The sequence below is a fragment of the Rhodococcus sp. BP-241 genome, from assembly GCF_019836145.1.
Classification (GTDB): Bacteria; Actinomycetota; Actinomycetes; order Mycobacteriales; family Mycobacteriaceae; genus Rhodococcoides.
This window is the reverse complement of sequence record NZ_JABUEI010000001.1, coordinates 303672-326762: the sequence shown is the minus strand read 5'-3', so window position 1 is coordinate 326762 and position 23091 is coordinate 303672. Positions and strand designations below refer to the sequence as shown.

Sequence of the window (23091 nt, the reverse complement as noted above, 5' to 3'; positions counted from 1 at the left end):
CCACACTCGTCACCGACTCGCCGCTAAGGTATCGAACAACAGTTCTACGTGTTCGAAGGTCCGGAGCGGCCGAATCCGGTGAGGGAGTGGGCGTTGCGTGTCATGGGAGTCGACCCCGGGCTGACCCGGTGTGGACTGAGCCTGGTCGAGTCCGGCGCAGGCAGAGCGGTCACGGCGCTCGACGTCGACGTGGTGCGGACGCCGGCCGACATGGAGCTGGCGCAGAGACTTCTCCTCATCGCCGAGTCCGCCGAGTACTGGCTGGACACCCACCGGCCCACGGTGGTCGCCGTCGAGCGGGTGTTCTCCCAGAACAACGTGCGCACCGCGATGGGCACCGCGCAGGCCGGGGGAGTGATCGCCCTCGCGGCCGCCCGGCGCGGTATCCCGGTCGCCTTCCACACTCCGTCCGAGGTCAAGGCCGCTGTCACCGGGAACGGCACCGCGGACAAGGCTCAGGTGACGGCCATGGTGACCCGCATTCTCGGCATGCAGCAGGCCCCCCGCCCCGCCGACGCCGCCGATGCTCTCGCCCTGGCGATCTGTCACTGCTGGCGGGCACCCATGATGGCGCGGATGGCCGCCGCCGAGGCGCAGGCGGCCGCGGCGAAGGCCGCGTACGAGAAGAAACTGAAGCAGCAGCGCGCGGCCGTGCGGGCCGCCGCGAGGACGGGAGCGCAACCGCGATGATCAGCTCGGTACGGGGCGAGGTGCTCGAGATCGCCCTCGACCACGCGGTGGTGGAAGCGGCAGGCATCGGCTACCGCGTCAATGCGACGCCGGCGACGCTGGCCGGGCTCTCTCGCGGAACCGAGGCGCGCCTGGTCATCTCGATGATCGTGCGCGAGGACTCCATGACGCTGTACGGCTTCGCGGACGCCACGTCGCGCGATCTCTTCGGCCTGCTCCAGACGGTGTCCGGCGTCGGTCCCCGGCTCGCCATGGCCGTGCTCGCCGTCCTCGAACCCGATGCGCTGCGCACCGCGCTGACCGACGGCAACGTCACGGCCCTGATGCGGGTACCGGGTATCGGCAAGCGCGGCGCCGAGCGTCTCGTGGTCGAACTGCGCGACAAGGTGGACGCGGTGGTGTCCGGTCCGGCCGGTGTCGCCGCACCCGGCCACTCGTCGAGCCCGGTGCGTGATCAGGTGGTCGAGGCGCTACTCGGCCTCGGGTTCCCGGCCAAGCAGGCCGAGCCCGCCGTCGATGCCGTGCTGGCAGACGACCCCGTCGTCGGAACGGCGCAGGCTCTGCGCTCGGCCCTGGTGAGCCTGGGCAGGTCGCGGTGACGGACCCGGACGGCACCGATGACTCACTGGTCACCGCCGAGATGGTGCCGGACGACGGCGATCTCGATGCGAGTCTGCGGCCGAAGTCGCTCGACGACTTCATCGGTCAGCCCCGCGTGCGGGAGCAACTGCAGCTCGTCCTGCAGGGCGCGACGCAACGCGGCGGAACACCGGACCACATCCTGCTGTCCGGTCCGCCCGGACTCGGCAAGACCAGTATGGCGATGATCATCGCGGGGGAGCTGAACTCGGCGCTGCGCCTGACCTCCGGGCCGGCCCTCGAACGAGCGGGAGACCTCGCGGCGATGCTGAGCAACCTCGTCGAGGGTGACGTGCTGTTCATCGACGAGATCCACCGCATCGCGCGGCCGGCCGAGGAGATGCTGTACCTGGCGATGGAGGACTTCCGCGTCGACGTGGTCGTCGGTAAGGGGCCGGGCGCCACCTCGATCCCGCTCGACGTCGCACCGTTCACGCTCGTCGGTGCCACCACCCGGTCCGGCGCCCTCACCGGCCCGCTGCGTGACCGCTTCGGCTTCACCGCGCACATGGACTTCTACGACCCCCGTGAACTGCAGCGCATCCTGACGCGGTCGGCGGGAATCCTCGGAGTGCGCATCGAGGCGGATGCCGCCGCGGAGATCGCGGGACGATCGCGCGGCACACCCCGCATCGCCAACCGCTTGCTGCGCCGGGTGCGGGACTACGCCGAGGTGCGTGCCGACGGCCGCGTGACACTCGAGGTCGCCCGGGCGGCGCTCGAGGTCTACGACGTGGACGAGCTCGGCCTCGATCGCCTCGACCGAGCCGTGCTCGGCGCCCTCGTCCGCAGCTTCGGCGGCGGGCCCGTGGGGGTCTCGACGCTCGCGGTCGCGGTCGGGGAGGAACCGGCCACCGTGGAGGAGGTGTGCGAGCCCTACCTCGTCCGCGCGGGCATGATCGCGCGGACGCCGCGCGGTCGGGTGGCCACGGCCGCCGCGTGGGAACGGATGGGTCTCACACCCCCGCCGGATCTCGCGGTCGGCGGCATCTCGGTGCGGACGAACGAGCCGCAACGCACGCTCTTCGACGAGACCTGAGCCGGTGGATCCGGACGATTCCGGCGTTTCGGGCGGTCGACACGCCCGATCGCCCGACCGAACGTGGCACACTGAAGGTTCCGAGTCCCAAGATCTAAGGATTGACGTTTCTGATGGAACTGCTGTTTCCGCTTCTCGTTCTCGCCCTGCTCGTGCCCATGTTTCTCGGCATCCGCCGCCAGAAGCGTGAGGTGGCCAAGACGGTCGAGCTGCAGGAAGCGCTGTCCATCGGTGATCGCGTCCTGACCACGTCCGGGCTGCACGGCCTCGTCGACGGACTCACCGAGACCACCGTCGACCTGGAGATCGCTCCCGGCATCATCACCACCTGGTCGCGTGCCGTCGTGCGCGACGTGCTGCCCGACGAGGACGAGCTGGACGAGTCGGCTGCGGAGAACGCCGCTCCGACCAGCGACTTCGAGGACCACAGCGACGCCGGATCGCGCGTCGACAGCCTGGAGAACGGCCTCGGCGGAGCGGACGACGGCCGATCGCAGGCGCGACTCACCAAGGAGTGAGACAAAGCGGATACACCGCCCCCGAGGTCGTCCTCGGGGGCGGTGCGTCGTTGTGGAGAGGGTACGGTCGGTCAGGCTCCGGCCGTCCGTGACGCCCGCCGCCGCCGCGCTCCACCCCCGTCCGACCAGCAGCAGGTCCGTCTCCTCCAGCCGGTCCGTCTCACTCAGGAGAAGCACTCACCGTGGCCCCATCCAGCGGATCCTCGTATCCGGTGCGGTATCTCGCCGTGTTCGGCGTCTTCATCGCCCTCGTGTACGTCCTGGTCTTTTTCACCGGTGACAAGTCCCCGACTCCCAAGCTGGGCATCGACCTGCAGGGTGGAACACGCGTCACGCTCACCGCGCGCACGCCCGACGGCAGCGCCCCGAGCCAGGAGAGCCTGCGTCAAGCGCAGCAGATCATCGAGACCCGCGTCAACGGTCTCGGTGTCTCCGGCTCCGAGGTGGTCGTCGACGGTCAGAACCTGGTCATCACGGTTCCCGGCGACGACAGCTCGCAGGCCCGCACACTCGGTCAGACGGCCCGGCTGTACATCCGCCCCGTGCTGACGTCCCAGGCCCCCACTCCGGCGGGCACGCCCGCTCCCGCGGCGACCGATCCCGCTGCCGACCCCGCGGCTGCCGACCCTGCGGCCACCATGGCTCCGGCGACACCGGCACCGCAGAACCGGCCCTTCCCGGCGCAGGACCCCACGGACACCCCCGTCCCGTCCGAGACACCCGCGCCGTCCGACACCTCCGCCTCCGAGCCCGGTGCCGCCCCGCCCGCGTCGTCGGCGGACGAGACCGCCGACGCGATCGCCGAGGCGAAGGCGCAGCGGCAGAGCACCGACCCGACAGTGCAGCAGCAGGCCATGGCCACGATCGACTGCTCCGCGCCCGACCCCCTGCAGGGCAACGACGATCCGGCCCTGCCGCTCGTCGCCTGCTCCACGGACGGCACCGCGGTCTACATCCTCGAGCCGTCGATCATCGACGGACAGCAGATCGCCGACGCCAGCTCGCAGTTCGACACCCAGCAGTCCCGCAACGTCGTCTCCCTCAGCTTCACCACCGAGGGTGGCAACACCTGGGCTCAGTTCACGTCGGCGAACATCGGCAAGCAGGCCGCGTTCACCCTCGACTCCAAGGTCGTCAGCGCACCGGTCATCCAGGGCGCGACCCCCGCGGGCAGCGCCACGCAGATCACCGGCAATTTCACCGCCGACAGTGCCCGCGAGCTCGCCAACACGCTGAAGTACGGATCGCTGCCGTTGTCGTTCGCCGCCTCCGAGGCGGAGACAGTGTCGGCGACGCTGGGACTCGCGTCGCTCGAGGCAGGCCTGATCGCCGGCGCCATCGGCCTCGTGTTCGTCCTCATCTACTGCCTCCTCTACTACCGCATGCTCGGCATCCTCACGGCGCTGTCGCTGGTGCTGTCGCTGGTCGCCATCTACGGGATTCTCGTCCTGCTCGGTCGATGGATCTCGTTCACGCTCGATCTCGCCGGCATCGCCGGTCTGATCATCGGTATCGGTATGACCGCCGACTCGTTCGTGGTGTTCTTCGAGCGCATCAAGGACGAGATACGCGAGGGCCGCAGCTTCCGCTCGGCGGTTCCGCGTGGTTGGGCCCGTGCGCGGCGCACCATCCTGTCCGGCAACGCGGTGAGCTTCATCGCGGCGGCGGTGCTGTACGTGCTCGCCGTCGGTCAGGTGCGCGGCTTCGCGTTCACGCTCGGCCTGTCGACCCTGCTGGACATCGTCATCGTGATCCTCGTGACGTGGCCACTGGTCAACCTCGCCTCGCGGTCCGAGTTCTGGTCCAAGCCGTCGATCAACGGTCTCGGTGCGGTCCAGGAGATCGCCCGCGCGCGCAAACGCGCTGCCGCCGCCAAGACCACCCGCGATGCTGCTACCGCGGCAGCCGGCCCGAGCAAGGAGGCCTGACCCGTGGCCGAGACGACCACCACCACCGAGGACACCGTTCCCGACGCACCCGAGGCCGGTCGCGGACTCCTGTCGCGGCTCTACACGGGCACCGGCGCGTTCGACATCATCGGACGCCGTCGCCTCTGGTACGGCGTCACCGCGGCCTTCGTGCTCGTGTCGTTGCTGTCGATCGCGGTCCGCGGCTTCACGCTCGGTATCGATTTCGAGGGCGGCACGCGCGTGCAGTTCCCGGCTCCGCAGGGCGTCGACACCGCGCAGGTCGAGGAGATCTACACCGACACCCTCGGTCAGGACGCCGTCGCCGTCCAGACCGTGGGCACCGGATCCGGCGCCACCGTGCAGATCCGCTCCGAGTCGCTGGACCAGGGGCAGGCGTCCGCGCTGCAGACGGCCCTGTTCGACGCGTTCCAGCCCGCCAACGCGGAGGGTGAGACCACGCGCGATGCGGTCTCCTTCACCGACGTCAGTGAGACCTGGGGTTCCCAGATCACCGACAAGGCGCTGATCGCGCTCGTGGTGTTCCTGGTGATCGTCAGCATCTACATCGCCGTCCGGTACGAGCGGGACATGGCGCTCGCCGGTATCGCGGCCCTGTTCTTCGACATCCTCGTCACGGCGGGTGTCTACTCGCTGGTCGGGTTCGAGGTCACTCCGGCGACCGTCATCGGACTGCTGACCATTCTGGGCTTCTCGCTGTACGACTCCGTGGTGGTGTTCGACAAGGTCGAGGAGAACACCCGCGGCATCCTGCACCTCAACAGGCGCACCTATGCCGAGCAGGCCAACCTTGCGGTGAACCAGACGCTGATGCGCTCGATCAACACCACCGTCATCAGCGTGCTCCCTGTCATCGCCCTCATCGTCATCGCGGTCTGGTTGCTGGGTGTGGGGACGTTGAAGGATCTCGCACTGGTCCAGCTCGTCGGCATCGTCATCGGCGCCTACTCGTCGATCTTCTTCGCGACCCCGCTGGTGGTCACGCTGAAGGAACGATGGGGCCCGGTCGCGGCGCACACGAAGAAGGTGCTCGCGAAGCGCGAGGGCACCACGCGTCCGCGCGCCGAGAGCGCGGTTCCGGCCGGCGCCACGGGCACGGCGACCGCCACGGCAACGGCAACGGGTGCTCCGGCCAAGACCGCACGCGCTGCGGCCGCGGCGCCCCGCGCAGGCGCACGCCCGACGGGTAAGCGCGGCAAGCGGAGGAGCTGACATGCGTGCGTCGTCAGGGGTCAGGACAGGCGTCGCCGTCGCGGCGCTCGCCGCGATCACGGCCACGACACTCGTGGCGTGCGGCGACGAGGACACCCGCATCCCGTCCATCGGCTACGCCGTCGACAACACCGTCACCACCTACAACGGCGGAACCGTCGCCGGATCGGTCTCGGCTGCGCCGCAGGCCTTCTCGCGCGTGCTGCCCGGATTCGCGCTCACCGCCCCGAGCGGCGGTGCCGTGAGCGACACCGACATCGGGACGGCCGTGGAGGTACCCGGCGAGCAGCAGGTGGTCACCTACACGCTCGCCGCGCCCGCCGTGTGGTCCGACGGTGTGCCGATGACGTGCGACGACCTCGTGCTGGCGTGGGCCGCACGCAGCGGCCGGACAGCCGCGGACGGAGCGCCGCTCTTCGACGCCGCGTCCACCGCCGGTTACACCGACATCGAACGCATCGACTGCGCTCCCGCGGACAAGGTCGCGACCGTGACGTTCCGCTCGGGACGCGGGTACGTCGAGTGGCAGTCCCTCTTCGGCGCCGGGACGATGATGCCCGCACACGTCGCGGCCCGCATCGCCGGCGTGCCGGACGTGGTGAGCACCCTCGCCGGCGGTGACCAGGACGCACTGCGGCGCGTCGCGGACGTCTGGAACACCGGATGGAACCTCACCCCGGCAGAGGGGGAGGACGTCGGAACCGTCGACCCGGCGGTCTTCGTGTCGTCCGGGCCCTTCCGCATCGAGTCCTACTCGGTCGAGAACGGTCTCGCGCTCGTTCCCAACGAACGGTGGTGGGGTGTTCCCGCCGCCACGGATCGTGTCGTCGTGTGGCCCAAGGGCGCCGACATCGCGGCCAAGGCGGCATCGGGCGACATCGAGGTCGTCGACGCCGACGGCGGCACGGCGACTCCCGACGGCTTCACGTCGACGGCTCAGCCGTCCTTCGGCGTCGAGCAGTTGATCATGGCCACGTCCGGTGTCTTCGTCGACCCGGCCGCACGCCGCGCCTTCGCTGCGTGCGTTCCCCGCGGCGAGCTGTACGCGCAGCACGGCCACCCCGGATACGAGGCGGAGACCGGCCGCGGGTCCGGCATCGTCGACAGCCGGACCACCCTTCCCGCGACGCTGCCCTACCGCTCGGTGGCGGCCACCGCGGCGGAGCGGTACCGCACCGCGGACGTCGCCGGGGTGACCGCGGGTCTCGCCGAAGCGGGTCTGACCGACCCCGTCGTCCGCGTGGGCTACCTGGGGCCCGACGAGCGCCGCGCGGCCGTCGTCGCCGCCATCGCATCGTCCTGCGCACCTCTCGGCATCGAGATCGTGGACGCGTCGTCGCCGACCTTCTCGCCGCTCGCTCTGCGCGCCGGGGAAGTGGACGCCGTCCTGGCCTCCACCGCCGGACAGGCGGGTGCGTCGGGCACGTCCTCCGCCGATCCCGGGCGCTTCGCCCTGCGCGGCGGACAGGGCGTCAACGTCGGCGGCTACGCCAACGGGCGTCTCGACGAGCTGATCGATCGCCTGGCCGTCGACCAGTCCGACGCCACCGTGCTCTCCGCGGCGGTCGAGGCGGAGAACATCCTGTGGACCGACATGCCCACCCTCCCGCTCTACAACGCGCCGCGCGTCACCGCGGTGGCGTCCGGAATGCGTGGTGTGGAGTCGAACCCGACGGTCGCGGGTGCGGGCTGGAACATGGACAAGTGGATACTCGTCGGATGAGTACACCCGGATCGAGCAGCCCCACCACGAGCGCACCCGGTGGCTCGGACGTCGTCGCCCGGTTGACGCGCTGGGCCGACGACTTCCCCACGCCGGGAGTGCGCTTCGCCGACCTCACGCCCGTGTTCGCCGACGCGGAGGGGCTGCGCACCGTGGTGGACTCGCTCGCCGAGGCGGGCCGTGACGCCGACGTCGTGGCCGGTATCGACGCGCGCGGCTTCCTGCTCGGTGCCGGCGTCGCGCTGGCGTTGAACACCGGCGTGATCGCCGTCCGCAAGGCGGGGAAGTTGCCCCCGCCGGTGCACCGGCAGTCGTACGAACTCGAGTACGGCACGGCGGAGCTCGAGATCTCCGCCGAGGGCATCGCGCTCGAGGGGCGCCGCGTACTCGTCGTCGACGACGTGCTCGCGACCGGCGGCACACTCGAGGCCGCCGCCGAACTGTTGACGCGGTGCGGAGCGATCGTGGTGGGTGCCGCCGTCGTTCTCGAGGTGGAAGTTCTGGGCGGCCGCGAGCGTTGGAAGCATGGACCGCTCACGACATTGGGCGTCGTCTGAGCATCCGACCTCGAGAAGATGTGAGGGCGTGCGCTGTGCGCTCCGGTGACGGCGGATAGAGTCGGGTCTCTCGAGCAGCTGAGGAGGTGTCGATCATGACGCGATACATCGGTCGTACCGCCGAGGAGTCCGCAGCAGTGCCGCCTGCCGCGGGGGAGTCGCTGCCGTCCGACGCCGTCCTGCCTGCCGACGCTGCGGCTGACGAGGCCGCGACGGAGCCCGTGCCCTTCGGGGCGGAGCCTGCCGATCCGACAGCGCGCACCGATGCCCTGACACCGGAGCCGGTCGCACCCGCCGCGGAGCCAGTGCCCGATCCGGCACCCTCCTCCGCCACCCCCACTGCGCCGTCGTCCGCGTCCCGGCGCGTTCGTGCGCGGCTGGCCCGCCGCATCACCGCGCAGCGCAACACCGCGGTCAAGCCGGTGCTCGAGCCGTTGGCCGGCACCCACCGGTCGATGTACCCGAAGGCGGACCTCGGGCTGCTGCAGCGCGCGTACGACGTGGCCGACGAGCGGCACGCAACGCAGATGCGCAAGTCGGGTGACCCGTACATCACGCACCCGCTCGCGGTCGCCAACATCCTGGCCGAGCTGGGAATGGACACCACGACGCTCGTCGCGGCGCTGCTGCACGACACCGTCGAGGACACCGGCTACTCGCTGGACCAGCTGCGCACCGAGTTCGGCGACGAGGTCGCCCATCTCGTCGACGGCGTGACGAAGCTCGACAAGGTCGCGCTCGGCACCGCCGCCGAGGGCGAGACCATCCGCAAGATGATCATCGCGATGGCGCGAGATCCGCGGGTGCTGGTCATCAAGGTGGCCGACCGGCTGCACAACATGCGTACGATGCGCTTCCTGCCGCCGGAGAAGCAGGCGCGCAAGGCGAAGGAGACCCTCGAGGTCATCGCACCGCTCGCGCACCGCCTCGGCATGGCGACGGTCAAGTGGGAGCTCGAGGACCTCGCGTTCGCGATCCTGCACCCCAAGAAGTACGACGAGATCGTGCGCCTCGTCGCCGACCGGGCCCCGTCACGCGACACCTACCTCGCCAAGGTGCGCGCCGAGATCAACGCGACCCTGTCGGCCTCCCGCATCAGTGCCGTGGTCGAGGGTCGGCCCAAGCACTACTGGTCGATCTACCAGAAGATGATCGTCAAGGGCCGCGACTTCGACGACATCCACGATCTGGTCGGCGTGCGCATCCTGTGCGACGAGATCCGGGACTGCTACGCCGCCGTCGGCGTGGTCCACTCGCTGTGGCAGCCGATGGCCGGACGGTTCAAGGACTACATCGCGCAGCCGCGCTACGGGGTCTACCAGTCGCTGCACACCACGGTCGTCGGTCCCGAGGGCAAGCCTCTCGAGGTGCAGATCCGCACCCGCGACATGCATCGCACCGCCGAGTTCGGCATCGCCGCGCACTGGCGATACAAGGAGACGAAGGGCCGTCACTCCGGTGACGCAACCGAGCTCGACGACATGGCGTGGATGCGCCAGCTGCTCGACTGGCAGCGGGAGGCCGCGGACCCGGGGGAGTTCCTCGAGTCGCTGCGGTACGACCTCGCGGTCAAGGAGATCTTCGTCTTCACCCCCAAGGGCGACGTGGTGACCCTGCCCGCCGGATCGTGTCCCGTGGACTTCGCCTACGCCGTGCACACCGAGGTGGGGCACCGGTGCATCGGTGCCCGCGTCAACGGGCGCCTCGTCGCACTGGAGCGTCAGCTCGACAACGGCGAGGTGGTCGAGGTCTTCACCTCGAAGGCCCCGACAGCCGGACCGAGCCGCGACTGGGCCACCTTCGTCGCGTCGCCGCGTGCGAAGACAAAGATCCGCCAGTGGTTCGCCAAGGAACGCCGCGAGGAAGCGCTCGAGGCCGGCAAGGACGCCATCGCCAAGGAGGTGCGGCGCGGGGGACTTCCGTTGCAGCGCTTGATGAACGGCGAGTCCATGTCGGCCATCGCGCACGAGCTGCGGTATGTCGACGTCTCGGCTCTCTACACCGCGGTGGGGGAGAACCACGTCTCGGCGCAGCACGTCGTGCAGCGTCTCGTCGCTCACCTCGGCGGTGTCGGCGATGTCGAGGAGGAACTGGCCGAGCGGTCCACCCCGTCCACCATTCCCACCCGTCCGCGCCGCGTCGGCGACGCAGGGGTCATGGTGTCGGGTGCGGACGGCGTCGTCGCCAAGCTGGCGAAGTGCTGCACCCCGGTGCCGGGAGACGACATCATGGGCTTCGTCACCCGCGGTGGCTCGGTGAGCGTGCACCGCACCGATTGCACCAACGCCGGGTCGCTGCAGACGCAGTCGGAGCGGCTGATCGAGGTCGAGTGGGCCCCGTCGCCGTCGTCGGTGTTCCTCGTCGCGATCCAGATCGAGGCACTCGATCGCCACCGTCTGCTCTCCGACGTCACGAAGGCGCTGGCCGACGAGAAGGTCAACATCCTGTCGGCGTCGGTGACCACCTCGGGCGATCGGGTCGCCATCTCGAAGTTCACCTTCGAGATGGGTGATCCCAAGCATCTGGGCCACGTGCTCAACGTGGTGCGCAACGTCGAGGGCGTGTACGACGTGTACCGCCTGACCTCGGCGGCCTAGGCCTCGACACACCCCCGGCGAGTACGTCCGACGTGTCGTGATCCCGTCCGGAATCACGACACTGTCGGCGTACTCGCGGGAGGGTGCGGGGTGAGCCGTCAGGCCAGGTCGAGCCGCACCGTGTTCAGGGTGGTCGCGAGAGCCGGCGCACCGTCCTGCGCGCCACCCTCGACGCCCGCTGCGGCGATCTTGTCGAGCGTCGCGAGGCCGGTCTCGTCGATCGTGCCGAACACCGTGTAGTTCGGGGGCAGCTGCGAATCGCCGAACACGAGGAAGAACTGGCTGCCGTTGGTGTCGGCGCCGGCGTTCGCCATCGCGATGGTTCCGCGGGGGTACAGGACGGGCGACTGCAACGCGGCCGGATCGTCGGCGTACTGGTCCGTGGGGAACTCGTTGGCGTACTGGTAGCCCGGGCCGCCCGTTCCGGCGCCGGTCGGGTCACCGCACTGCAGGACCTTCAGGCTGTCGGCCGTGGTCAGACGGTGGCAGGGAGTGGCGTCGTAGTAGTTCTGCCCGGCCAGCGAGGCGAAGCTGTTCACGGTGCAGGGCGCCTTCGTGGCGTCGAGCGACAGGCCGATCGGGCCCTGCGAGGTGTCCATGCTGACGCTGACGTTGTCGTCCGTGGTGGGCACGTTCTCGGTCTGCGGAGCGTTCGCCGGCTTCGCGGCAGTGCCGCCCGCAGGGTAGGAGCAGCTCACGGTCTCGGGCAGCGGTTCCGAGCGGCCGGCGGGCAGCATGCCCTCCGGGGTCGCGTTCTCGCTGGTGGGGGAGTCGGAGGCCTCGACGGCGGTGTCGTCGTCGCCGCGTGTCACACCGATGGCGACAGCGACGCCGCCGATGACGACGACCAGTCCGATGACGGCGGCGGCGATGGTCGCCTGCTTGCGTCGTCGCGCCCGAGCGGCACGGTTCTCGAGCTGGCGTTCGAGCTTGCGCTTGGCAGCGTCACGTCGTTGTTCGTTCGTCGGCACGGTTGGCGTTCCTCTTCTCGCTGGAGCGGGTGAGCAGCAGAAGTGTGCCAGGCTTCCCTGAGAGGCACCTGACCCGGTGGACGGCCGAGGTGCCTGCCCCACGTTCCGGGGCGCCCGGTCGCACCGCCTACGCTGGTGGCATTCGTCCGATCGCGGATCGCTGTGCCGCAAAGCATGAGGAGTCCTTCACTGTGCGTGTCACCGGATTCCCCGCCGGCATGTTCCAGACGAACTGCTACGTCGTCAGTCGGGACGAGGGGACGGACTGCATCGTCGTCGATCCCGGCCAGGACGCCGCGGCGCCGCTCTACTCGTTCCTCGACGACGCGGGCCTGACGCCCAACGCAGTGCTCCTCACGCACGGCCACCTCGATCACATGTGGGACGCGACGCCGGTGTGCGCGCGCTTCGACATTCCCCTGTACGTGCATCCCGACGACCGCCACATGCTCACCGATCCGGCGTCCGGTATCGGCCCGGTCCTGGCGCCGCTGATCGCGCACTCCACCTTCGAGGAGCCCTCGACGGTGGTGGAACTGGCGCACGGCGACGTTCTCGACGTGGCCGGACTCGGTGTCACCGTCGCGCACACGCCCGGTCACACCCGTGGCTCCGTCGTCTTCCGTCTCGACGGGGGCGAGCAGCAGGTGATCTTCTCGGGGGACACGCTCTTCGCGGGATCGATCGGTCGCTCCGATCTGCCCGGCGGCGATCACGAGCAGTTGCTCGCCTCGATCGCCGAGCACCTGCTGTGCCTCGACGACGAGACCGCCGTGTTGCCCGGACACGGCGAGTCCACCACCATCGGCGCGGAACGCGGCAGCAACCCGTTCCTGGTGGGACTCGGTGGTGTGCGATGACCGGCGACACACAACGCATCCAGCCGTTCGCCGCCCCCAAGGGCGTCCCGGACTACCTGCCACCCGACTCCGCGACCTTCGTGGCCGTGCGCGACGCTCTCACCGCCGCTGCCCGGGCCGCGGGCTACGGCCACATCGAGCTCCCCATCTTCGAGGACACGGCGCTGTTCGCACGCGGCGTGGGTGAGTCCACCGACGTGGTGAGCAAGGAGATGTACACCTTCGCCGACAAGGGTGACCGCAGTGTCACGCTGCGTCCCGAGGGCACCGCCGGCGTGATGCGCGCGGTCATCGAGCACAGTCTCGACCGCGGAGCGCTCCCGGTGAAGGTCAGTTACTCCGGCCCGTTCTTCCGCTACGAGCGCCCCCAGGCCGGTCGGTACCGGCAGCTGCAGCAGGTCGGCGTCGAGGCCATCGGGGTCGACGATCCTGCGCTCGACGCCGAGGTCATCGCCGTGGCCGACAGTGGCTTCCGGAGCGTCGGTCTCACCGGTTTCCGGCTCGAGCTCACCTCGCTCGGTGACGAGACCTGCCGCCCGCAGTACCGGGAGCTGTTGCAAGACTTCCTGTTCGGTCTCGAGCTGGACGAGGACACGCGTCGCCGCGCCGAGATCAATCCGCTCCGCGTCCTGGACGACAAGCGACCGCACGTCCGTGAGATGACGGCCGACGCACCGTTGATGATGGACCACCTGTCGGAGTCGGCTCGCGTCCACTTCGACACCGTGCGTGCCCATCTCGACGCGATGGGCGTGCCGTACGTGGTCAATCCGCGCATGGTGCGCGGTCTCGACTACTACACGAAGACCACCTTCGAATTCGTCCACGACGGTCTCGGTGCGCAGTCCGGCATCGGCGGCGGTGGACGGTACGACGGCCTCATGGCGCAGCTCGGCGGGCAGCCCCTGTCGGGCATCGGTTTCGGTCTCGGCGTGGACCGCACGGTGCTCGCTCTCGCGGCCGAGGGCGTCGCGCCCGCGTCGACGGCCCGGTGCGAGGTGTACGGCGTGCCCATGGGTCCGGAGGCCAAGCTGCGTCTCGCGGTGATCGCCCGGGAACTTCGGGCCGCCGGCGTCCGCGTGGACCTCTCCTACGGCGACCGCGGAATGAAGGGCGCCATGAAGGGTGCCGACCGTTCCGGTGCCCGCCTCGCGCTGGTGCTCGGTGATCGCGATCTCGAGGCCGGAGAGATCGGCCTCAAGGACCTGGCGACCGGCGAGCAGTCGTCGATCCCGCTGTCCGAGGCCACCGCTCGCGTGCGTGCCACGCTGTCGCCAGTGAGCTGACCATGGCCGACAGAGGGCTGGTGGCGCTCGATCTGGTGCCGCCGGAGCTCATCGTTCCGCGGCTCCGCGTCGCCGGTGCGGTGTTCGCCGTGGTCGGTGCCGTGCTCGGTGTCGTCGCCGGACTGTTGATCTCGCCGTACGTCGGTGTCGCTCTGGGAGCTGCGCTCGTCGCCACGGCAGGGTTCGCCGTCGTGTCGGGCGGCCGCAGACGCGTGTGGATCGATCACGGTGTGGTGAGCCGGCGCGGGTCGTTCCGCGTGCGACGGGTCAACCTGTCGGACGCGACGAAGGTCGAGGTCCTCGTGCGGGTCGCGCGCGTCAGCCAGGTGCTGATCCGTGTCGGCGACTCGTCCGGCGACGTCACGGTCGGCGTGGCGATGTACACGACCGACGGCGGCCGCGAACTGCAGCCGATCGCGCTGCGCGCGGTGGCGGACGGACTGGCCTCGTCCCCGCTCGCGTCGGCTCTGGCGCTGTCGTCGGTACTGGTGACCCAGCTTCGCGCCGAGGCCCGCGAGGCCGGGCTGTCGGAGCGCCCGCTCTATCGGGCGATCGACGTGGTCCGCACGTCCGGGCGAGCCCCGGCGACCGTGCTCACCGACGCCGAGGTCGCGGCTCTCACCGACTGATCGGCCGAGCGGCGTCGAGCAGTGTCGTGGCCGTGTCACGGAGCGACGCCGTCGAGCCCGTCCACCCCAGCACGCGCACCGCGGCGTCGGCGATCGTGTCGGGCGTCGCGAGGGAGTGCCGCGTCGATTCCGCATCGGACCGGGCGCTGATCACCGATTCGACGATGCGGAACGGGAGGTGTGTGAGTTCGTCGGAGACCACCAGCGTGCCGATGTCGACGAGAGCGTCTCGCGACAGCGAGGCGTAGAGCGCCATGAGGTCGGAGCGACGAGTGCGGAACTGTTCGAACCGTGCGCTGCGCAGTTCGGGGACGAGGTACAGGGCGCCGAGGTTCCATCGCGAGGTCATGAGCTGGTCCGCGTCGAACCACACCAGGGCATACAGCGCGCTCGGAGCGTCGGCCGCGGCGTCACGCAGCGCCTGCGCACAGGCCAGGGGTGCGTCGACGGTTCCCACCAGCAGCGCCGCGAGCATGTCGTCCTTGGTGGCGAAGTGGTGGTACAGCGACGCCTGCCGGACCCCGACCGCGTCGGCGATCATGCGGGTGGAGGTGCTGGTGACACCCCGCGTCGTGAACAACTCCGCAGCCGCGTCGAGGATCTCCTCCCGCGCCGTGGCTCCCGGTCGCTTACGGGTGGTGAGCCTGGGACGCCCGGCACCGGTGGTGGTCATCGACTACGTGACCAGGAACGCGTCGACCACGGACTGGGTGCCCTGACGCGAGCCGGAGGTGACGATCACGGCCCTGTTCAGGTAGGCGAGCGTCCGGATCGACGTGGACACCGTGAGGGTGCCGCGGAAGTAGTAGAGCGCGGACTCCACGTCCTCCCCGCGATCGAGGGCCTCGACGACCTCGGCCGATCCGAAACGGACGGAGTTCAGCGTCAACCGCATCACGGCGCCCGGGTCGTCCGACTCGACGTCGGCCAACAGGTCGGTGGAGTACGTGGTCGATCCGTCCGCTCGGACGTGGGCGTGCTCGGCACCGACGGCGCGGACGACGGCGTCGACCCCGGGCCCACTCAGCACACCACCCACGACGGGTGCCACGGACTCCGCGCCGACGGGAGTGTCGCCGAGCTGCACCGGATCCGCGGTGCGCAACACGATGCGCAGCAGCGGCTCGAGCGTGGGAGCGGTCGGTTCGATCGACGCGGACGGGTCCGTGGGTTCGGTCACGCGCTCGACCGTATCCGATCCACCTGGTGCCCTCCTGCCGACTTTCGGCCGGGCTCCGCCCTCCCCGCCTACTTCCCGGCCGGCCTCCGGCCTCCCCGCCTACTTCCCGGCCGGGCTCCGCCCTCCCCGCTCCGACGCCCGGCGCCACGCACTGAACGACCGCACCGACGATCGGGTCGGACGCACCAACCACGGCCACGGGTGCACCTCCACCGGATCGAGGGCGGCCGCGATGCGTGCCCACCCCGGTACCGGGGCGTGGGTCGCGGCGAGGCGCCGTCCGGCGAGCTCCTCGGTGACCCGTCCGCGCCGTACCTCCAGAGGCCGGACGGCGGCGAGCTCGCCGAGTGTCTCGGCGAGGAAGACCAGTCGCTTGCCGGACAATTGCAACCGTCGGAGCAGCGGCTCGTCGAACACGAACACCGCGGGGCGGGCGTCGTCGGCCGTGAGGGCCGGATCCGCGCTGCCGAGCGACTCCGCCGTCAGCCACACCTCGTCACCGTCCTCACCCACGGTGTCCGCGGGGCCGGCTGGGGTGTCGCCGGTGGCCAGGCTCGGTCCGTCGACCGACGGGCCGAGAGCGGCCGTCGGCCAGTCCTGAATGGGACACGCTGACGACAGCGCGCACGATCGGCACAGGCTGGGTGCGCGTTTCTCCACCTGCCAGCGACTGAACCCGTAGACCTTGCCGCTGCCGGTACCGACGGTCCACTGCCAGCCGAGTCGGTTGGCCGCCCTCGAGCCGTCGAGGAGATGGGTGAACATCTCGTCCTCGCCGTCCCGCCATGTCGCGCCGGCCCGCACGGCCCACTGCGACGCCAGCCACATGCGCGTCTGGTTCACCAGCCACCCGTCCTCATGCAGCTCGTCGACGACGGACTCCATGCAGCGCATCCGGGTCGGCCACGGATCGTCGGACCAGGTGTCGTGCGCCGAGACGGCTGGACGGGGCTGCTCGCGCGTGAGTGACGCCCCCAGGCGCGAGCCCACCCGTGCGTACAGGTGGCGGGCGTACTCCTGCCACAGCAACTCGTCGCGGTAACGAGACCGGTCCCGGGTCGGCGCGTCCGCCACCGCGTCCCACACCTCGCTCAGCGTGAGCAGGCCGTGCCGGATGTACGGCGACATGCGACTCGCCCCGCGCCGCGACGGCGGTTCCACCGTGCTGCGGGACCGGGCGTAGCCCGTGATGTCCAGGCTCGCGAGAGCGGCGTCGGCTGCCGACTGTCCGCCGCGCAGACCGCCCGCCCGGATCTCCTCGGGCTCTTCGAGGGTGAGGTCACCGAGGTGCTCGGCGACCCAGGCGACGACATCGTCGGACCGGGCGCCGTCAGCAGGTGACGGGGGAGACGGGAGGAGGGCCATGTCGACCGACACTACCGAAGAGTTGACACCTCGATAGAACGGATGTTCGACTGTCTGCGATTCGTCGATCGATCGTGTGTTCGAGGCATCGGTGTGCCGGGGTCGCCGGAGAACAGGAGGGGTCATGCGGTGGGACGGTCAGACACTCGACGCTCCCGACGGGGCGCTTCCCGGCCTCGAGCGCACCGGGCTGGTGCGTGCCGGTCTGGTCCGCACCGTCCGCACGCCCGAGTTCGAGGGCGTCACCTTCCACGAGGTGCTCTGCAAGAGCGCCCTCAACCGGGTGCCCGAGGAATCGGCGCTGCCGTTCCGCTGGACCATCAACCCCGCGCGCGGGTGCTCGCACGCGTGCCGCTACTGCTTCGCCCGGCCCACCCACGAGTACCTCGACCTCGATGCGGGCCGCGACTTCGACTCGCAGATCGTGGTCAAGACCAACATCGTCTCGGTGCTGCGCAAGGAGCTCGCCCGCGCCTCGTGGAAACGTGACCCGGTCGCCCTGGGCACCAATACCGACCCGTACCAGCGCGCGGAGGGTCGCTACGAGCTCATGCCGGGCATCATCCGGGCGCTCACCGAGTCCGGCACCTCGTTCTCGATTCTGACCAAGGGCACGCTGCTGCGACGGGATCTGCCGCTGCTGACCCTCGCCGCTCAGCAGGTGAACGTGCAGGTGAGTGTCAGTCTCGCCTTTCACGACGAGGATCTGCAGAAGTCCCTCGAGCCGGGGGCGCCGTCACCGCGCGCTCGCCTCGACATGATCCGGGCCATCACGGACGCGGGTCTGTCGTGCCACGTGCTCATCGCGCCCGTCATCCCGTTCCTGACCGACAGTCCCAAACACCTCGGCGCCCTGATGGCGGCTCTCGAGGAGGCGGGCGCGACCGGTGTGACCGCGCTGCCGATGCATCTGCGGTCCAGCACCAAGGAGTGGTTCATGAGCTGGCTCGCCGAGCATCATCCGGCTCTCGTGCGCCGCTATCGGGTGCTCTACGGACGCGGGGCGTACGTCAGCCCGGAATACAAGCAGTGGCTCCGCGACAAGGTGGAACCGTTGCGGGAGAAGCACTCTCTGACGGGGCTCGATCCGGCCGGTGCGCGGCGTGTGGCCAGGGCAGCTCCCGCGGAACCCGCTCCGGAACCAGCGATGACCCTGTTCTGAGTCGACCGGTCAGAAGCCGGGGGTCACGCCGATGTGCTCGAGGTAGCGCCGAGCCGAGCGGACCACCGCGCCGTGAGCGTCCTCTTCGACGACCCGGTCCCACCACGCCCCGACGATGCGCTCGAAGGCCACGTTCTCGAGGAGGGCGACCGTCCGGCGGATCGTGTCGGGATGTTCGGGGATCAGGTTGGGGTAGCTGTACATGAACGAGACCCATCGGCGGTCGGACACCACCTGGACGATGTCCCCGGTGCACAGCGCGCCGCGGCCGTCGGTGCCCGGCCAGTGCAGCACCGAACCGCCCGCGAAGTGCACCCGGGTGTTGATCAGCGTCCGCCCCGGCAGTATCTCCAGGGAGTCGCCCGACCACGTGCGGATGTTGCCGGCGCGGGGCAGCCACGCACGGTCGGACTCGTGCACGTAGATCGGCACGTCGCCGAAGGCCTCGCTCCACTCGACCATCGCGCTGTAGTAGTGCGGGTGGGACAGAGCGACGGCCGACACGCCGCCCAGTTCGGTGACACGGGCGATCGCGGCGTCGTCGATCGTGGTGATGCTGTCCCACAGCAGGTTTCCGCCGTCGCCGGGGACCAGCAGCGCGCGTTGACCGATCGCGAAGGTCGGCTCGGTGCCGATGCCCCACAGGCCCGGGTACTCCTCGCGCACCACGGTCCGGTGCGACGCCGACACCTCGGCGACGGTGGTCCACCGCTGGCCGCCGCGTCCGACGTACTGGCGCTCGTCGGTGCAGATCGGGCACTCGTCCGGATCGACGCGGTCGAACTGCACGCCACACGTCTCACAGACCGGCAGCTCCGTGCGGGACGACATCAGCGGACGGACGACGGGTCGTTCAGATCCGACGCGTCGTAGGTGTTGCAGGCGGCGACAGCTCCCGTGCGGTAGCCGGCGTCGAACCACGCCTGTCGCTGGTCGGACGAGCCGTGGGTCCAGCCCTCCGGGTTCACGCGGCCCGTCGAGGCCTGCTGGATCCGGTCGTCGCCGACGGACGACGCGGCCGACAACGCGTCGGACACGTCCTGGTCGGTGAGCGGATCGAGCAGCGGCTCGGAACTGCCGGGTGCGGGAACGTCGTCGGCCTTGTTCGCCCACACGCCGGCGTAGCAGTCGGCCTGGAGCTCGGTGCGCACGGCGCCGGACTCGGGTCCGTTCGGGTCGGCCTGCGCCCGGCCGATGTCGCCCAGCTGGTTCTGGATGTGATGGCCGAACTCGTGGGCCACGACGTATTCCTGCGCGAGCGGGCCGCCGCTGGAACCGAACTGGTCGACGAGCACCTGGAAGAATCCGGTGTCGAAGTACGCGGTGGAGTCGGCGGGGCAGTAGAACGGGCCGACGTCGGACGTCGCGGCGCCGCACCCGGTGGAGACCTGACCGGAGAAGATGTCGACCTCGGGGCGCTCGTACGGCACGCCCGTCTGCGCCGCCAGCTCGGCGTCCCACACCTGATCGAGACTGTTCACGGTGGCCGTGACCCGGCAGTCGACGTTCGCGTTGGCGTCGGCCCCGGTGTCGCAGTTCTCGATGGCGCCGCTGCCCGAGTCCTGCGACGTGGCCTCACCGCCGCCGAGCTGCCCGATCACCGACGACGGATCGCCGCCGAGCAGCAGGGTGATCACCACGATGACGATGCCGCCGAGACCGCCGCCGACGGCGATGCCCTTGCCGCGGCCACCGGAGGACCGTCGAACCCGGGAGGAGTCGATCCTGGCGTCGGGGTCGAACGTCATGAGTCACCACTTTCGTCGGCGTGTGCGGCTCACAGCTTCGCACGTGGCCACCACCGACACAGCGCTGTTTCTCCCGGCGTCGGGGTGGGCTCGAATGGTCCGTAGGATCACCAGCTGTATTCGTCTACTTCTGGAAGGACTCCTGTGCTGCGCACGCACCTCGCCGGTTCGCTTCGAGCCGAGCACGCGGACCGACACGTCACCCTGACCGGTTGGGTCGCTCGACGGCGCGATCACGGCGGAGTCATCTTCATCGACCTGCGTGACGCCTCCGGAGTGGTCCAGGCCGTGTTCCGCGACGGTCCGGCGGCCGAGCAGTCGCACCGCCTGCGGTCGGAGTTCTGCGTCAAGATCACCGGCATCGTCGAGCTCCGCCCCGAGGGCAACCAGAACCACGAGATCCAGACGGGCGCCGTCGAGGTGAACGTGACCGAGCTGGAGGTGTTGGGCGAGAGCGCGCCGCTGCCGTTCCAGCTGGACGAGACTCCGGGCGAGGAAGCGCGGCTCAAGTACCGCTACCTGGACCTGCGTCGCGCCGGACCCGGTCATGCGATCCGACTGCGCTCGAAGGTCAACGCGGCGGCACGGTCCGTCCTGGCCCACCACGAATTCGTCGAGGTGGAGACGCCCACGCTGACACGCTCGACCCCCGAGGGTGCCCGCGACTTCCTGGTTCCCGCGCGACTCCAGCCGGGAAGCTTCTACGCACTCCCGCAGAGCCCGCAGCTGTTCAAGCAGTTGCTCATGGTCGGCGGCATCGAGCGGTACTACCAGATCGCCCGCTGCTACCGGGACGAGGACTTCCGCGCCGACCGGCAGCCGGAGTTCACTCAGCTCGACGTCGAGATGAGCTTCGTCACGCAGGACGACGTCATCGTCCTCGCCGAGGAGATCCTCACCTCGCTGTGGAACCTGATCGGCCACGAGATCACCACACCCATCCCGCGCATGACCTACGCGGACGCGATGCGCCGCTTCGGTTCCGACAAGCCCGATCTCCGCTTCGGCGTCGAGCTCGTGGAGTGCACCGAGTACTTCGCCGAGACGCCGTTCCGCGTCTTCCAGGCGCCGTACGTCGGCGCCGTCGTCATGCCGGGCGGTGCGTCGCAGCCGCGTCGTCAGCTCGACGCGTGGCAGGACTGGGCGAAGCAGCGCGGCGCCAAGGGCCTCGCGTACGTCCTGGTCCAGGAGGACGGCACCCTCGGTGGTCCCGTCGCCAAGAACCTGTCGGACGCCGAGCGCGACGGACTCGCCGCCCACGTCGGCGCGAAGCCCGGTGACTGCGTCTTCTTCGCGGCCGGCCCCGCCAAGGCGCAGCGCGCACTGCTCGGTGCCGCCCGCGGCGAGATCGCCCGCAAGCAGGGCCTCATCGACGAGAACGAGTGGGCCTTCGTCTGGATCGTCGACGCGCCGCTGTTCGAGCCGACGTCCGATGCCACCGCCAGCGGCGACGTCGCCGTGGGTTCCGGCTCGTGGACCGCCGTGCACCACGCCTTCACCTCGCCGAAGCCCGAGTCGATCGACACCTTCGACACCGACCCCGGCAACGCCCTGGCCTACGCGTACGACATCGTCTGCAACGGCAACGAGATCGGCGGGGGCTCGATCCGTATCCACCGCAAGGACATCCAGGAGCGTGTCTTCGCGATCATGGGCATCGACGCGGAGCAGGCGCAGGAGAAGTTCGGCTTCCTCCTCGACGCCTTCGCCTTCGGTGCGCCGCCCCACGGCGGTATCGCCTTCGGCTGGGACCGCATCACGGCCCTGCTGGCCGGAGTGGACTCCATCCGTGAGGTCATCGCATTCCCGAAGTCGGGCGGCGGCGTCGATCCGCTGACCGACGCGCCGGCTCCGATCACCCCGGCGCAGCGCAAGGAGTCGGGTATCGACGCGAAGCCGGTTCCTCGTCAGACGCCGGGTGGCGCATCGGGCGAGAAGCCCGCGTCGGAGGGCCCCACGACCTAGGGTCGAGGCGTCGCCGTTCACGCGTCGACGACGCGCGGACGGAGAGTGCATGCAGAACCTCAGGGTCGTCAGTCCGGCGGACCGGACCGACGAGGTGCTGCGGGTGCTCGACGAGACTCCCGGCGTCGCTCACGTCGTCGTTCTGCGCGGTGCCGCCGTGCGCCCGGAGGGCGACGTCGTGGACGCCGTCGTCGTGCGGGAGTGCGCGAATCAGGTTCTCGACGGTCTGCGTTCGCTGCGCCTGACCCACGACGGAGCCATCACCATGCAACCCGTGGAGACGGTGCTGTCGGACGCGGCGCGCACCGCGGAACAGGACGCGCCCGGTGACCCGGACGACTCGATCGTCTGGGACGAACTGGTCGGACGTACGCGGGAAGAATCGTCCCTCACCCTGACGTTCGTCGCCTTCCTGACCATCGCGCTGCTGCTGGCGGCCATCGGCGTCGTGACCGACTCGCCGGTCACCATCGTCGGTGCGATGGTGGTGGGACCCGAGTTCGGTCCGCTGGCAGCGCTGTCGGTCGGCCTCGTGCGTCGTCAGCGATCACTGATCCGTCGATCGTTGCTGGCGCTGCTCGTGGGTTTCCCGACCGCGATGGTCATCACGGCGCTGGGGGCGTTCGGGGCCGAGGCCCTCGGATGGATCCGACCGGAGGCGATGGACGACCTGCAGCAGGTCGACTTCATCTACCAGGTGGGTCCGTTCTCTCTCGTCGTGGCTCTGCTCGCCGGCGCCGCCGGCATGCTCGCGCTCGTGTCGGCGAAATCGGCCGCCCTGGTCGGGGTCTTCATCTCCGTGACCACCGTTCCGGCAGCAGGTTTCGCCGTCGTCGCGGCCACGGTGGGGAGCTGGCGCATCGCCGCTCTGTCCGCAGGACAGCTGGGTATCAACCTCCTCGGCATCGTCGTCGCGGCGACCTTCGTGCTCTCCCTGCACCGGCGATCGGCTCGGGCACAGGCGGACAGGTAGATTTCTCGCGGACGTGCGCCGAGCGCGGTGCCGGTCGTCTGCGGAGGGG

21 protein-coding genes are annotated in these 23091 nt (G+C 70.0%); 15 read left to right on the top strand and 6 right to left on the bottom strand.

Annotated elements, in window-relative coordinates:
* The first annotated feature begins 93 nt into the window (after positions 1 to 93).
* The 9 genes from ruvC (at position 94) to HQ308_RS01400 (ending at position 10903) form a co-directional block, all read left to right on the top strand.
* A complete protein-coding gene (ruvC, locus tag HQ308_RS01440; protein ID WP_027505226.1) occupies positions 94 to 690 on the top strand; it encodes a crossover junction endodeoxyribonuclease RuvC in 597 nt (198 codons plus the stop codon).
* The gene (gene ruvA / locus HQ308_RS01435) at positions 687 to 1289 is read left to right on the top strand and encodes a Holliday junction branch migration protein RuvA (protein ID WP_222645263.1); all 603 of its coding nucleotides are present in this window, start codon (positions 687 to 689) and stop codon (positions 1287 to 1289) included. Before ruvC ends, ruvA begins: the two co-directional genes overlap by 4 nt.
* A 41-nt stretch (positions 1290 to 1330) precedes the next feature.
* Positions 1331 to 2368 carry a Holliday junction branch migration DNA helicase RuvB gene (gene ruvB / locus HQ308_RS01430; protein ID WP_056445240.1) on the top strand — a complete coding sequence of 346 codons (1038 nt, stop codon included), beginning with the start codon at positions 1331 to 1333 and terminating at the stop codon, positions 2366 to 2368.
* Positions 2369 to 2481: 113 nt separating this feature from the next.
* Positions 2482 to 2886, top strand: a complete 405-nt coding sequence (gene yajC, locus HQ308_RS01425) for a preprotein translocase subunit YajC (protein WP_081821185.1) — start codon at positions 2482 to 2484, stop codon at positions 2884 to 2886.
* Between the two features lie 182 nt (positions 2887 to 3068).
* Positions 3069 to 4814 carry a protein translocase subunit SecD gene (secD, locus tag HQ308_RS01420; RefSeq protein ID WP_222645262.1) on the top strand — a complete coding sequence of 582 codons (1746 nt, stop codon included), beginning with the start codon at positions 3069 to 3071 and terminating at the stop codon, positions 4812 to 4814.
* A gap of 3 nt (positions 4815 to 4817) precedes the next feature.
* Positions 4818 to 6026, top strand: coding sequence for a protein translocase subunit SecF (gene secF / locus HQ308_RS01415; RefSeq protein WP_222631008.1), 1209 nt, complete (start codon positions 4818 to 4820; stop codon positions 6024 to 6026).
* 1 nt (position 6027) lies between these two features.
* Positions 6028 to 7749 (top strand): ABC transporter substrate-binding protein, encoded by a 1722-nt coding sequence (locus HQ308_RS01410; protein ID WP_222645261.1) that lies wholly within the window; start codon positions 6028 to 6030, stop codon positions 7747 to 7749.
* Positions 7746 to 8306, top strand: coding sequence for an adenine phosphoribosyltransferase (locus HQ308_RS01405; RefSeq protein WP_027505231.1), 561 nt, complete (start codon positions 7746 to 7748; stop codon positions 8304 to 8306). The genes HQ308_RS01410 and HQ308_RS01405 overlap by 4 nt, the downstream gene beginning before the upstream one ends.
* Before the next feature lie 95 nt (positions 8307 to 8401).
* Entirely contained in the window at positions 8402 to 10903 is a 2502-nt protein-coding gene (locus tag HQ308_RS01400) for a bifunctional (p)ppGpp synthetase/guanosine-3',5'-bis(diphosphate) 3'-pyrophosphohydrolase (protein WP_307108829.1), read from the top strand.
* Positions 10904 to 11001: 98 nt separating this feature from the next.
* On the opposite strand, the gene HQ308_RS01395 is transcribed toward HQ308_RS01400, so the two are convergent.
* The gene (locus HQ308_RS01395; RefSeq protein WP_027505233.1) at positions 11002 to 11874 is read right to left on the bottom strand and encodes a peptidylprolyl isomerase; all 873 of its coding nucleotides are present in this window, start codon (positions 11872 to 11874) and stop codon (positions 11002 to 11004) included.
* Between the two features lie 191 nt (positions 11875 to 12065).
* Here HQ308_RS01395 and HQ308_RS01390 point away from each other — a divergent pair, with 191 nt between their 5' ends.
* Genes HQ308_RS01390 through HQ308_RS01380 form a run of 3 tightly spaced genes read left to right on the top strand, consistent with a single transcriptional unit; the run spans position 12066 to position 14649 of the window.
* Entirely contained in the window at positions 12066 to 12734 is a 669-nt protein-coding gene (locus tag HQ308_RS01390) for an MBL fold metallo-hydrolase (protein WP_222645260.1), read from the top strand.
* The gene (hisS, locus tag HQ308_RS01385) at positions 12731 to 14020 is read left to right on the top strand and encodes a histidine--tRNA ligase (RefSeq protein ID WP_222645259.1); all 1290 of its coding nucleotides are present in this window, start codon (positions 12731 to 12733) and stop codon (positions 14018 to 14020) included. Before HQ308_RS01390 ends, hisS begins: the two co-directional genes overlap by 4 nt.
* A 2-nt stretch (positions 14021 to 14022) precedes the next feature.
* On the top strand, positions 14023 to 14649 hold the full coding sequence (locus HQ308_RS01380; protein ID WP_027505236.1) for a hypothetical protein: 627 nt from the start codon (positions 14023 to 14025) through the stop codon (positions 14647 to 14649).
* On the opposite strand, the gene HQ308_RS01375 is transcribed toward HQ308_RS01380, so the two are convergent.
* The 3 genes from HQ308_RS01375 to HQ308_RS01365 all read right to left on the bottom strand — a co-directional run bounded on the left by HQ308_RS01375 (position 14639) and on the right by HQ308_RS01365 (position 17194).
* A complete protein-coding gene (locus tag HQ308_RS01375) occupies positions 14639 to 15322 on the bottom strand; it encodes a TetR/AcrR family transcriptional regulator (RefSeq protein WP_222645258.1) in 684 nt (227 codons plus the stop codon). The two genes, HQ308_RS01380 and HQ308_RS01375, sit on opposite strands and share 11 nt — an antisense overlap.
* A gap of 3 nt (positions 15323 to 15325) precedes the next feature.
* Positions 15326 to 15829, bottom strand: a complete 504-nt coding sequence (locus tag HQ308_RS01370; RefSeq protein WP_222645257.1) for a DUF3237 domain-containing protein — start codon at positions 15827 to 15829, stop codon at positions 15326 to 15328.
* Positions 15830 to 15928: 99 nt separating this feature from the next.
* Complete coding sequence (locus HQ308_RS01365) at positions 15929 to 17194, bottom strand: FAD-binding domain-containing protein (RefSeq protein ID WP_222645256.1); 1266 nt, start codon at positions 17192 to 17194, stop codon at positions 15929 to 15931.
* Between the two features lie 124 nt (positions 17195 to 17318).
* Here HQ308_RS01365 and HQ308_RS01360 point away from each other — a divergent pair, with 124 nt between their 5' ends.
* Positions 17319 to 18356: an Rv2578c family radical SAM protein gene (locus HQ308_RS01360; RefSeq protein WP_056444753.1), complete on the top strand. Its 1038-nt coding sequence runs from the start codon at positions 17319 to 17321 to the stop codon at positions 18354 to 18356.
* 9 nt (positions 18357 to 18365) lie between these two features.
* Here HQ308_RS01360 and HQ308_RS01355 read toward each other — a convergent pair whose 3' ends face one another.
* Positions 18366 to 19145 carry an MBL fold metallo-hydrolase gene (locus HQ308_RS01355; protein WP_222631021.1) on the bottom strand — a complete coding sequence of 260 codons (780 nt, stop codon included), beginning with the start codon at positions 19143 to 19145 and terminating at the stop codon, positions 18366 to 18368.
* 41 nt (positions 19146 to 19186) lie between these two features.
* Positions 19187 to 20104, bottom strand: coding sequence for a neutral zinc metallopeptidase (locus HQ308_RS01350; protein WP_027505242.1), 918 nt, complete (start codon positions 20102 to 20104; stop codon positions 19187 to 19189).
* 144 nt (positions 20105 to 20248) lie between these two features.
* Between HQ308_RS01350 and aspS the strand changes: the two genes are divergently transcribed.
* Entirely contained in the window at positions 20249 to 22069 is a 1821-nt protein-coding gene (gene aspS, locus HQ308_RS01345; RefSeq protein ID WP_222645255.1) for an aspartate--tRNA ligase, read from the top strand.
* Between the two features lie 49 nt (positions 22070 to 22118).
* Positions 22119 to 23042, top strand: coding sequence for a DUF389 domain-containing protein (locus HQ308_RS01340; protein ID WP_056444744.1), 924 nt, complete (start codon positions 22119 to 22121; stop codon positions 23040 to 23042).
* Positions 23043 to 23091 lie beyond the last annotated feature (49 nt).